10 protein-coding genes are annotated in these 12,277 nt (G+C 52.6%); 6 read left to right on the top strand and 4 right to left on the bottom strand.

What is annotated here, in order from left to right; all coding sequences use genetic code 11:
* Positions 1 to 1,036 precede the first annotated feature (1,036 nt).
* The 5 genes from KDM89_RS18810 (at position 1,037) to fabI (ending at position 8,067) form a co-directional block, all read left to right on the top strand.
* Entirely contained in the window at positions 1,037 to 2,869 is a 1,833-nt protein-coding gene (locus KDM89_RS18810) for an ABC transporter substrate-binding protein (RefSeq protein ID WP_230427975.1), read from the top strand.
* A gap of 74 nt (positions 2,870 to 2,943) precedes the next feature.
* Positions 2,944 to 3,882: an ABC transporter permease gene (locus tag KDM89_RS18805; RefSeq protein WP_212689463.1), complete on the top strand. Its 939-nt coding sequence runs from the start codon at positions 2,944 to 2,946 to the stop codon at positions 3,880 to 3,882.
* Positions 3,883 to 3,893: 11 nt separating this feature from the next.
* On the top strand, positions 3,894 to 4,991 hold the full coding sequence (locus KDM89_RS18800; protein ID WP_212689462.1) for an ABC transporter permease: 1,098 nt from the start codon (positions 3,894 to 3,896) through the stop codon (positions 4,989 to 4,991).
* Positions 4,992 to 4,998: 7 nt separating this feature from the next.
* Positions 4,999 to 6,732: an ABC transporter ATP-binding protein gene (locus tag KDM89_RS18795; RefSeq protein ID WP_212689461.1), complete on the top strand. Its 1,734-nt coding sequence runs from the start codon at positions 4,999 to 5,001 to the stop codon at positions 6,730 to 6,732.
* Positions 6,733 to 7,272: 540 nt separating this feature from the next.
* Positions 7,273 to 8,067: an enoyl-ACP reductase FabI gene (fabI, locus tag KDM89_RS18790; RefSeq protein ID WP_212689460.1), complete on the top strand. Its 795-nt coding sequence runs from the start codon at positions 7,273 to 7,275 to the stop codon at positions 8,065 to 8,067.
* Between the two features lie 99 nt (positions 8,068 to 8,166).
* Here fabI and KDM89_RS18785 read toward each other — a convergent pair whose 3' ends face one another.
* The 4 genes from KDM89_RS18785 to modA are packed head-to-tail and all read right to left on the bottom strand — an operon-like array spanning position 8,167 to position 10,920.
* Complete coding sequence (locus KDM89_RS18785; protein ID WP_212689459.1) at positions 8,167 to 9,048, bottom strand: sulfate/molybdate ABC transporter ATP-binding protein; 882 nt, start codon at positions 9,046 to 9,048, stop codon at positions 8,167 to 8,169.
* Positions 9,045 to 9,734, bottom strand: a complete 690-nt coding sequence (gene modB / locus KDM89_RS18780) for a molybdate ABC transporter permease subunit (protein WP_212689458.1) — start codon at positions 9,732 to 9,734, stop codon at positions 9,045 to 9,047. The genes KDM89_RS18785 and modB overlap by 4 nt, the downstream gene beginning before the upstream one ends.
* Positions 9,731 to 10,159, bottom strand: coding sequence for a TOBE domain-containing protein (locus tag KDM89_RS18775; protein ID WP_212689457.1), 429 nt, complete (start codon positions 10,157 to 10,159; stop codon positions 9,731 to 9,733). Before KDM89_RS18775 ends, modB begins: the two co-directional genes overlap by 4 nt.
* Positions 10,156 to 10,920 (bottom strand): molybdate ABC transporter substrate-binding protein, encoded by a 765-nt coding sequence (gene modA, locus KDM89_RS18770; protein ID WP_230427974.1) that lies wholly within the window; start codon positions 10,918 to 10,920, stop codon positions 10,156 to 10,158. Before modA ends, KDM89_RS18775 begins: the two co-directional genes overlap by 4 nt.
* A gap of 124 nt (positions 10,921 to 11,044) precedes the next feature.
* On the opposite strand from modA, the gene bcsZ reads away from it, so the two are divergent.
* Positions 11,045 to 12,202: a cellulose synthase complex periplasmic endoglucanase BcsZ gene (gene bcsZ, locus KDM89_RS18765; protein WP_212689456.1), complete on the top strand. Its 1,158-nt coding sequence runs from the start codon at positions 11,045 to 11,047 to the stop codon at positions 12,200 to 12,202.
* Positions 12,203 to 12,277: the final 75 nt, after the last annotated feature.

Here is a 12,277-nt window from a genome sequence, read left to right as displayed (position 1 = left end):
GATCTGGACGATTTTATGTCCGAGACCGTTCAGTAACGCGTACACAAGTATCGCGTGAAATGCGATGACCAGCCCTATGCCGAGAAACTTCTTGCCCGGCTCTTGCTGGCGATTTGAAAAATCCATTAATACTCCTCCAAAACCACTAGATCTGCTGTCTGATCTGGATCAGAACCGCTCACACAAAAAAAGATTACAAAGCGTAGCGGGCCTGAAAATTCGGGTTCCACGCAAAGTATTCTTGGAAAACAGGGTCACAGACACACCGGCACCGGAAATCCGGATTTCGCGTACTAAGGCTGGCGGAACACTGAATAATTTCAGCAGCCCGGAATCTGGCGTGAACGCGAACAGGCCGGTAGGCACTGCAAACTTAGCCTGACGTTGAGCAAACGTCGTGCCAGGAAAGTGAAAAATCGCAGGAAAAGCATGTTACCGGATGTAACATTTATAAAAAATGACACAGATCCGGCAAATCAAGTAACACAGCTTTTTTTCGGAAGGCGCATAGAATCATTTCCAGTCTGTGACTGTCAACTCTAAACACGCCGCATTTCCCGTAAAAACAACAGGGAGGCATTTTGCCAAAAAAAATCCTGAAACGGAAACCTATAATTTTGTGCTTTGCAGCATTTTTTTGGTGCACCAGCAAGTGCCGGTCCGCAGATTGAGTAATTATTCGAAATTAACATCAAGCAACAAAATAAAATTCCCGCCAAGCCTGATTTTCAGCCGAAAATCGCACAAAAATTAGGGTGTGCTGCAGCGTGGTTTTAATGCATTACAACAAAACTAACATTAAAAAACAACACTCTGCACCCGTTCCGTGCATCAAACTGGCATGACCGCACCACCGGTGCACATCCTGGCATCCCTGCCTCCGCCAAAGCCGTTTTGCAAGCACCGACAGTTAGGCTATGTTTATGCCTTTCCGCTCAGACTGGTGACGATCACCGCATCCTTTGGGATCTGATCCATCCAGAGAGCACACAAACAGTTACAAATCATTCGCCTGACACCACTGAAAGTGCTGCCCATGAAATTGCCTCTGTCCGCCGTGCCCGTGTTACGACGTCAAACCCTGTTATTACTCGGCACGCTGATTCTGGCCTGCGGCACTCCGGTACAAAGTATGGCAGCGCAAGACCGCTTTGCTGATCCGGCGAAGGTGCTTCGCACCGTGTTCCCAGTGGCAGAAACAGGTTTTGATCCTGCAGCAGCACGCGATCTGTATTCGAATGCGATTATAGAAGCTGTGTTTGAACGTCTTTATGGCTACGACTACCTTGCATCCCCTGCACGCATCATTCCTGAAGCTGCCGCCGCTTTACCGGAAATCAGTGACGATGGACTTACCTACACCATACGCTTACGTAAAGGACTGCACTTCACGCCGGACCCCGCATTCAAAGGTAAAGAACGCGAACTGCAGGCAAAGGATTTCATCTATTCACTGATGCGATTAATGGATCCGGCGATCGCGTCCTCGCATCGCTGGCTGCTGGAGGGCAAAATTATTGGTCTGGATGAGCTGGCAGAAAAAGCACGTAAAACCGGGAAGTTTGATTACGACGCCATTGTTCCCGGTTTGCAAGCCTCCGATCCTTACACGCTGAAAATTCGCTTGCATCGTCCTGACTACAATCTGCCGATGATTCTGGCATACACCGCGACTTCCGCAGTTGCGCGTGAAGTGGTCGAGAAATACCGCGACGGGCAAGGTCAGGTCATGGCGAATCCGGTAGGCAGCGGCCCTTACCGTCTGACCGAATGGGTGCGCGGCAGCCGTATGGTGCTGGAAGCCAATCCCGGCTATCGCGAGCACTACTGGGACTCCGATCCCGGCGCTGACCCTGAAAAACAAAAAATTGCGCGCCAGATGAAAGGCAAACGGATACCGCAGATTGGTAAAGTCATTGTGCAAGTCATACTGGAGGATCAGTCACGCCTGCTGGCATTTCAAAAAGATGAAACGGACTTATTTCAGTTGTATGGCGGCCTCGCACCGCAAGTGCTGCAGGATGGCAAACTGAAACCGGAATTTGCCAGCAAAGGCGTACAGTTATCGCGCATTATTTCACCGGAACTGACCATTTATTACTGGAATATGCAGGATCCGGTGCTGGGTGGCCTGAGTAAAGAAAAGATCGCGCTGCGCCGTGCAATTGCGATGGCGCATCAGGTGGAAGAAGAAATCCGTATCGTCGATAACGGTCAGGCCATTCCGCTGCAATTCCCTGTTCCGCCCGGCGTTGTAGGACATGATCCGCAATACAAAAGCAGCATTCAGTACAATCCGGCTGCCGCCAATGCGCTGCTTGATCGCTTCGGCTACAAAAAAGGGGCTGATGGTTACCGTACCTTGCCGGATGGCAGTCCGCTTGTGATCCGTTTTACTTCACAAACTGAATCCCGTGGACATTTGCAGGCGGAAGTCTGGAAAAAAACTTATGACAGACTAAGCATTCGCATGGAGACTGATTTCCGTCCGTTCAGTGAAATTCTGAAAGCCGAAAAGCAGTGTCAGCTGAAGCAACGCATTTCCCCGTGGATGGCAGACTATCCGGATGGCGACAATTTCATGCAATTGTTTTATGGAAAAAATATTCATCTGAATAACAATGGCTGTGTCAGCCTTCCGGAGTTTGACAAACTGTATGAGCAAAGCCAGCGCTTACCAGCCGGGCCGGAGCGTGATGCGCTGTATCACAAAATGGCACGGCTGATGGAAGCTTACTCAGCACAGCGCATAGGATTTGCACGTTACTTTAATATGCTGGCTCAGCCGCGCGTCATTGGTTATCAGAAACATCCGGTCATGCATATAGAGTGGCCGTATCTGGATCTGGATCTGGATACCAAACGCTGATGACAGTGATGTTGTGACGACATTCCGGTTTCATTCTCACTCAACCCCGGCTTAATATTTTTCTTCATACATATATGAGTGCTTACCTGCTGCGCCGGATATGGCAAATGATTCCCACCATGCTGGGCGTAATCCTGCTGGTGTTTTTCCTGTTCAACTGGGTTGGTGGTGATCCGGCGTATATTCTGGCCGGAAAAATTTCCAGTCCCGAACAAATTGCGAATATCCGCCGTCAGCTCGGCGTAGATCAGCCCTACTATATTCAGCTCTGGATTTTTATTCAGCAAATTGTGCATCTGGATTTCGGTAACAGCTGGAGTACCGGCGAAGCTGTCTCGCATTTAATTGCGACCCGGCTGGGCCCTTCGCTGACCGTATTAATTCCGCTGACGATTCTGGAAACGCTGCTGGCTGTTGCGCTGGCACTGGTCATTGCATTCCGCCGTGGCAGCCTTACCGACCGCGCTGTAATGATTGCCTGCACTGCCGGTATGTCGGTCAGTATTCTGGTGTATATCATTCTCGGTCAATATTTTTTCGCTTATCAGCTTGGCTGGTTTCCGGTACAAGGCTGGGGTAATGCATTTTCAGAAAATCTGATTCGTTACGCAGCACTGCCGATCCTGATTGCGTTGATGGTTGGTCTGGCGCCGAATCTGCGTTTGTTCCGTACCTTTGTGCTGGATGAAGTGAATCAGGATTATGTGCGTACAGCGCGCGCCAAAGGGCTGTCGGAACATCGCATACGCTGGGTGCATGTGCTGCGGAATGCAGCCATTCCGATACTGACGCATGTGATGTCGAATCTGCCTGCCTTACTGATTGGCGCCTTCCTGATTGAACGCTTCTTTTCAATTCCGGGCATAGGACGCGAAGTCATTCTGGCAGTTGAGCGCAGCGATTTTCCCGTCATCAAAGCCATTACTGTTTGCGTGGCCGCGGCCACCATGCTGTTTAACCTGCTGACTGATTTACTGTATCAGGCAGTCGACCCCAGGGTACAACTCAAATGAATCCGGTTTCCATGTCTTTACAAGAACCTACTTCTCCCGGCCTGTGGTTGCTGGCCTGGCGCAGACTGAAAGCTGATGCCGCGGCAATGATCAGCCTGAGTATTGTTGCGCTGTTTTTACTGATTATCAGCCTATCCGCTGCCGGACTAATCGCCACTGACTGGGATGCCGAAGTCGCGGTTAGCTATGCGCCGCCGGGCTGGAGTAAAGCCGTCACTGTTTCAGCAGAAACCGATAAAACGGAAGATCAGAACATTCCGGATAACCCCTATGATCCGCTGCGCGAGGATATACAGCAAATTCGGCAACAGTTAAAAGGTGCAGCACCACAAGTCGACTGGTATGGCGTACAAGATCCGCTGGCGGCGGATATACAGGCGATTTACAGCGATCTGGCGAAGCAAGGTGCGGTGCAGGAAAGCGGCAAAAAAGAAAGCCTGCCGTTTGGTGCTGATAAATGGGGGCACGATATTCTGAAAAAAACCGTCAAAGGCGCAGAAACCTCGATTGTGGTTGGCATTGTTGCAGCCGTGCTGGCGACCGTGCTTGGCACGGTATTCGGCGCACTGGCCGGATATTTCGGTGGTCGTACCGATGATTTTTTCAACTGGTTTTACAGTATCTTTACCGCGATTCCGTATCTGCTGCTGATTCTGGCAGTCGCCGCAGTCCTGCAGCAAAAAGGCGTCAGCACCATCATTCTGATTCTGGCGCTGACCGGCTGGACTGGCCCGTTCCGTCTGATGCGTGCAGAGTATCTGAAACATAAAAACCGCGAATATGTGTGGGCTGCACAAGCCATCGGCGCTTCGCACTGGCGCAAAATGGCAGTCCATATTTTCCCGAATGTCAGCCATGTCGCGCTGGTGCAAATTTCGATTCTGGTGGTGGGTTTTATTAAATCGGAAGTGATCCTGAGTTTCCTCGGTTTCGGCGTTCCGGTTGGCACTGTCTCGTGGGGCAGCATGCTGAACGAGGCGCAGAATGAGCTGATACTCGGCAAATGGTGGCAACTGACTGCGGCCACCGTTGCGATGGCAACACTGGTAACCGCATTCTCTTTATTTACTGATGCCCTGCGCGATGCGCTGGACCCGAAACTGCGCTGAGCTTGCTATGCATACCGAAAAAAACTCTGATGCCCTGTTGCAGATCCGCAATCTGAATATCAGCTTTAAAAATGGCAAACACAGCTGGCACGAAGCCGTAAAAAACGTCAGCTTCAGTATTCCCGCGAATCAGACGGTGGCACTGGTCGGCGAATCCGGCAGCGGCAAATCCGTCAGTTCGCTGGCAGTAATGGGCTTGCTGCCAACTGACACCAGCCGTATCGCAGCAGACAGTGAAATCGTGTTCAATGGCTTGAACTTACTGAAGCTGTCGCCCGGCGAACGACGCGCTTTATGCGGCAAAGACATCGCGATGATTTTTCAGGAGCCAATGAGTTCTCTGAATCCGGTGCTGACCGTCGGTTACCAGATTGGCGAAGTGCTGCGTCTGCATCAGGGTATGAATCGCAAGCAGGCGCGTGCACGTGCAATTGCCTTGCTGGAAGAAGTCGGCATTCCCGATCCGGCCAGCAAAGTCGACAGCTATCCCTGCCAGATGTCCGGCGGCCAGCAGCAGCGCGTGATGATTGCGATGGCGATTGCCTGCGAACCGCGCCTGCTGATTGCGGATGAACCGACAACTGCGCTGGATGTAACGATACAAAAGCAGATTATTGATCTGATCAAATCGCTGCAGCAAAAGCATCAGATGGCCGTGCTGTTTATTACGCATGATCTGGCACTGGTCGGTGAAGTAGCGGATCAGGTCATCGTGATGCGGCACGGTGAAATCCGCGAACAAGGCGAGGCCAGTCAGATTTTTACTGCGCCACAAGATCAGTACACGCGTGCTCTGCTGCATTGTCGTCCGGATGTCAGCCATCGGCCTATGCGCCTGCCGGTCATCGCCGATTTTATGCAACAGACAGCGCCGCCACCCAGCACCACGGAACGCCAGCGCGGCTGGAACAGCGAGGATGAGATCATTCTGAAAGTCAGCAATCTGAGTAAACATTTCAGCATGCCGGACGGTCTGTTCCGCAGCAAAACCGTGCGTGCTGTTGATAATGTGTCGTTTGAACTGGCGAAAGGAAAAACGCTGGGTATCGTCGGCGAATCCGGTTCCGGCAAAACAACGGTCGGACTGACGCTGATGCGCCTGCATCAGGCCACGGGTGGCGAAGCCTGGTACAAAGGTCAGAATATTCTGAGCATGCCGGAAAAAGCGTTTCACCCGCTGAAACCGAAAATCCAGATCATTTTTCAGAATCCGTATGCCTCGCTGAATCCGCGCTTTACGATAGGTCAGATTCTGACCGAACCGATGCATCTGCATCAGATCGGCAACAACGATGCGGAACGGCTGAAGATGGCAACGGCGCTGCTGGATAAAGTCAGCCTGCCCGCCAGTGCTTTGCAACGTTATCCGCATGAGTTTTCCGGCGGCCAGCGCCAGCGGATTGCGATTGCGCGCTGCCTGAGTATGAAACCGGAAATTCTGATCTGCGACGAATCGGTTTCTGCGCTGGATGTATCGGTGCAGGCGCAGGTGCTGAATCTGCTGCAGGATTTACAGGATGAGTTCGGTTTAGCTTATCTGTTTATTTCACATGATCTGGCGGTAGTCAAATACATTTCCGATCAGGTGCTGGTCATGCAGCATGGCAAACAAATCGAATGCGGCAATGCGGATGCGCTGTATGCCAGTCCGCAGCACGAATACACCCGCAAGCTGCTGGCGGCGGTACCGCGCGGATACAACGCACAACACGGACAGCCCGGAGAGACCGCGCAGATCTGACCGGATCGCTGCAGGCGACGACAACCGGCTGAAAACCGGTTGAAAAAGCCTCAAATGCGGATTTTTGCATAGCGATCTGCCGGTCGTCGGCAGAAAGTCTGGCCGTCCGGAAATGATGAATGCGGATATCTGCACAAAGTATGTGAACTGACAGTCTGGCTGGCAGTGTAAGGCGGAAGTTGAAATCAGGGACGACGCGGGTAGCGCTGTCAGAATTTCACTGACGTAAATATGAATTAAGGGAGATGTACGGCCTGCGCAAGACGGTTAGCGCGCAAAATTCGCTGCATTATTTTCCGGTCAGCAAGTTTCAAGCGGGCCGGTATGCGAAATCCGTGATACCGGGCGAATGATCGAATATTTGCCCGATTCGAGGGAAGCCACTACAATTCGACCCTGTTATGAATTCCCTGTTTCTGACAGGGATCAATACCGGACAAAAATTCCGGTACTCGTTTCCGAAAACCCATGCCCGGCTGGCTGGTCCCGAATAATAACGACAGGACTGAAAAGCGCAGCCGGAAACCATCTGGAGTCAACATGGCATTTCTGCAAGGTAAAAAAATTCTGATCACAGGTTTGCTGTCAAACCGTTCGATTGCTTACGGTATTGCGCAAGCTTGTAAACGTGAAGGTGCAGAACTCGCATTCACTTATGTCGGTGAACGTTTCAAAGACCGCATCACAGAATTCGCAGCAGAATTCGACAGCAAGCTGATTTTTGAATGCGACGTCAGCAGCGATGAACAAATCGAAGCCCTGTTCCGTGATCTGGGCCAAAGCTGGGATCAGCTGGATGGTCTGGTACATGCGATCGGCTTTGCACCACGCGAAGCGATTGCCGGTGAATTCCTGGACGGTCTGTCCCGCGAATCTTTCCGCATTGCGCACGACATTTCTGCTTATTCTTTCCCTGCACTGGCAAAAGCAGCACTGCCGATGCTGCGTGACAAATCCGCCCTGCTGACCCTGTCGTATCTGGGCGCAATCCGCGCGATTCCGCACTACAACACCATGGGTCTGGCCAAAGCATCGCTGGAAGCATCGGTACGTTATCTGGCAGAAGATCTGGGCAAAAAAGGTATCCGCGTCAATGGTATCTCTGCTGGTCCGATCAAAACGCTGGCAGCCAGCGGCATTAAAGACTTCGGCAAACTGCTGGGCTTCGTTGCTGATCACGCACCACTGCGCCGTAACGTGACGATTGAAGACGTCGGCAATACTGCAGCCTTCCTGCTGTCTGAATTGTCGAACGGCATCACTGGCGAAATCACTTATGTTGACGGTGGCTTCTCCCACATCATGGGTCTGAATGCAGACACTTACAATCGCTGATCTGCGGATGGTGATGTTGTAAAAAATGGCGCTGAATAAGCGCCATTTTTATTTCCTGCTCTGCTCCGCTATCTGAGACAACTGGCGACATTCAAACCTTCAGCCAGCCCTGCCAAGCGGTGTGATACTGCGTGCTGCCACGGCAATCCGGTCACCCGGCTGCAAACCAGCCGCCTGCTCTGCACTGGCAAACACTTCCGTCACTTCCTGCCCGATCAGCAACGACAACACATACACCACTTCTTCGCGCCGCACTGCCAGCACCTGTGCCTGCAAAGTCAGCTGACCTGCTTGTCCGCCTTGTAAAAATACCTGTTCCGGCGATCCGCTGCGTGCAATACGCCCATGCTCCAGCACAAACACTTGCTGACATAAACGGAAAATTTCCGCCATATCATGCGACACCAGCAAGCTGGTGCATGCGCTTTGCTGCATGGCTTGCTGCAAAGCCGTTTGCAACTGACTGCGCATCGCTGCATCCAGCGCCGACAAAGGCTCATCCAGCAGCAATACGCTGCCTGGCTGACCCCAAATGCGCGCCAGCGCACGCGCCAGTGCCACCCGCTGCTGCTGACCACCGGACAACTGCGCCGGTTTGCGCTGCGCCAGCGGCTGCAAACCCGTCAGCGTCAGTAAATATTGCACCAGATCCGGTTGCGCGGTTTGGAGGGCGTAGGCGATATTGGCCTGCACCGTCATATGCGGAAACAATGCGTAATCCTGAAACACCAGACCGACACTGCGCTGTTGCGGCGGCAGGCAAATGCCGCGTTCGGTATCCAGCCAGATCTGGTCACCAACGCGCAGAAAGCCATGCTGCGGCGTGATCAGACCCGCCATGATACGCAGCAAGGTGGTTTTACCCGCACCGGACGCGCCACTGAGACAAGCAGTTTGCTGTGCAGCGATCTGCAGACTGATATCCAGCATGTCCGCACCGTCAGCGGAGGTCAGCGGATGTTGTATGCGGAGTTCTATCATCGCAGCACCCCGCCCGCCGTACTGCGGCGCTGCACGATGTATACGGTCAGCAGAATCGCAAAACTGATCACAAACAATACGGCAGCATACGCATGGGCGGCAGCGTAATTCAGACTTTCAACTTCGTTATAAATCGCCATCGAAGCCAGTCGGGTCTGCCCCGGAATATTCCCGCCTATCATCAGTACCACACCGAATTCACCAATCGTATGCGCGAACGCCAGTACCGTGCCGCTGAGCAAAGCAGGACGCACCGATGGCAACAGTACGCGGAAAAAACTTTCCGTATCGGATTTACCCAGCGTGCGCGAGGCTTCCAGCAAACTACGCGGTAAATTCTGAAATGCTGCCTGCACCGGCTGCACCATAAACGGCAAGCTGAACAGCACTGAACCGATCACCAGTCCGCTGAAACTGAATACAATTTTGATATGCAAAACCTGCTCCAGCCACTGACCGAAGGCATAGCGCGGACTGAACATCAGTAACAGATAAAATCCCAGCACGGAAGGCGGCAGCACCAGCGGCATACTGACCAGGCTTTCCCATACCGGTTTAAACCGGCTGCGGCTGTGTGCAATGCGGTAAGCGAGCGGCACGCCCAGCACCAGCAGAATGACGGTGGTGATAGCCGCCAGCTGCAAGGTCAGCCAGACCGGTTGCCAGTCCAGTTGCAGCCAGCTCATACCGGCTCCGCTGCTGTGCGCTGATCCAGCACACAAAACGCGCTGGACTTGATCATGGCCTGCACGGCGTCGCCGACCTGCAATTGCATTTGCTGTACGGCACGGGTTGTAATCACTGCGGCTAAAGTCTGTTGCTGCGGCGTCAGAGATAATAATATCCGGCTTAAGATTTGCCCGGATTCAATGCCAGTGATCTGTGCCGGCAGGCAATTACGAATGCTGCAACTACCATGAAAATCCTTGGCAATCGCCACTTCCATTTCCGGCACTTGCAGGCTGACCGCGCGCCCGCATTCCCATTGTTGCCAGACCGCAGGCTGAGCCAGCAGACTGGCGCTCAGTTGCACACCACCGGCCTGCACTGTCAGCAAACAAACGCTGCCGTGTGCTTCACGTGCAATGATTTCTCCTTGCAGAATATTCATTTCTTTTCCGGTAACAGATAACCGTATTTTTCAAAAATAGCGCGGCCTCTGGCCGAATATAAAAAATCAAAAAACTGTTGTGCAGCCTGTGCCTGCTGCTCTTTTCCTGCCTTCAGAATCACCGCACTTTGCGCAATCGGCTGATATAGCTGATGCGGAATTTCTATCCACTTACCCTGTCCTTTCATTTCCGGCGCCAGCACCACAGACTTAGCGGTAAAGCCGATATCCGCAACGCCTGAATGAATGTACTGATTGGTTTGCGCAATACTTTCGGCAAACACCATTTTCGGCGCCAGTGTTTTATCCAGTCCTGCAGCAGCCAGCACTTTCATGGTTTCGCGGCCATACGGCGCGGTCTTAGGATTGGCGATCGCAATTTTGCTGACACTGGCTTGCTGTAATGCACTCTGCCAGTTTGTCAGTTCCGTATTTTTCATACTCCACAACACCAGTGCGCCATAGGCATACACTTTCGGTTCGCTGGCAGCAAAACCTTCTTTCACCAGTTTTTCAGGAAACTCGGTATCAGCAGACAAAAATACGTGAAACGGTGCACCGTTCATGATTTGCGTGGTCAGCTTGCCGGAGGAATTTACACTGGCTTGCAGATCGTGTCCGCTTTCCTGCTTAAACGCGGTTTTAATGTCTTCAAACACAAACTGTACATTGGCGGCGACGGCAACCGATAAGCTCGCGGCATGGGATGCTGAATATGTGAAAGCCAGCATCGCAGTAGCCAGCCAGTGAGATTTCTTCATAAGGTTTTCCGGTGTCAGAACAGCGTTCAGTTGCAAAAGATTACAGTACAATGCCAGCGTTAGCGACATTCAGAAATGCTAACAGTCTTCACCCGCGCTTACAAACCGGACTCTGAAAATCCTGATGCTTACCAAGAAACGCCTGTTACGCTGCATTTGCGGCGCACTGATCAGTCTGACTGTCATCCCCGCTGCGCATGCGCAATGCAACTGGCCGCAATGGGAACAGTTCCGTCAGACCTTTGTCAGCGACGACGGGCGCGTTGTTGATCACAGCACGCCGGTGCATCACACCGTATCCGAAGGGCAAGCCTATGCGATGTTTTTTGCGCTGGCTGCCAACGATAAAGACAGCTTCGCAAAATTACTGCGCTGGACGGCCAACAATCTGGCAGGTGGTGATCTGACTTTGCATCTGCCTGCATGGCAATGGGGTCAGCGCGCCGATCAGAGCTGGGGGGTGATCGATCCGAACGCGGCGTCCGATGCCGATGTATGGATCGCCTACACACTGATACTGGCCGGCGAAGTCTGGCAGCAACCCGCATATAACGCAGCCGGACAATTGCTGGCACAGCGTATTTTGCGTGAAGAAAGCCGCGAACTGCCGGGGCTGGGGCTGAGTCTGTTACCCGCGCCGCTGGGTTTCGATCTGGTTGAACAACGCTGGAAACTGAATCCCAGCTATGTGCCCTTGCAATTATTGCGCTGGCTGGCGATCAGCACCGGCGATACGCGCTGGCAGCACATGCTGAACGCGTCGCGCTTATTGTTACTGCAAACCGCGCCGCGCGGTTTCAGTCCGGACTGGGTAATTTATCAGACCACAGCGCAGCAAACCGCCAGTTTCAGCCCTGACTTACAAGGCGCGGAAAAAGGCATGGGCGGCTATAACGCGATCCGCGTGTATTTATGGGCCGGTATGCTGCATGAACAGGATACTGACCGCAGCCGTCTGCTCAAATTATGGCAACCGATGGCAGAACTGACCGGCAAACTCGGCTATCCGCCGGAATATGTTGATGTTCACAGCGGAGAACCGAAAGGCGCAGGTTCAACAGGATTTTCTGCGGCACTGCTGCCGTTTCTGAAAGCCGGCGGACATCAGAGTGTGCTGCGCCAGCAAATGCTGCGCATACAGGCGCAGGGCATACGACCAGACGCCTACTACGATCAGGTACTGAGTCTGTTCGGTCAGGGATTTTTGCAGCAGCAATTCCGCTTCAATCCGCAAGGCAAAGCAGAATTTGTCTGGCAGCGCCAGTGTAAGCGCGAAGGATAATGCCTTATTTTGCGCTTCTCCTGAAATTTTCCTGCGAAAATCAGGGAAATGCTGTATTATTCCGTTTTTGCACTG

It is taken from the genome of Cognatundibacterium luofuense, from assembly GCF_018139685.1.
In the GTDB taxonomy this organism is placed as follows: domain Bacteria; phylum Pseudomonadota; class Gammaproteobacteria; order Burkholderiales; family Burkholderiaceae_D; genus Undibacterium; species Undibacterium luofuense.
This window is presented reverse-complemented; position numbering and strand designations above follow the sequence as displayed.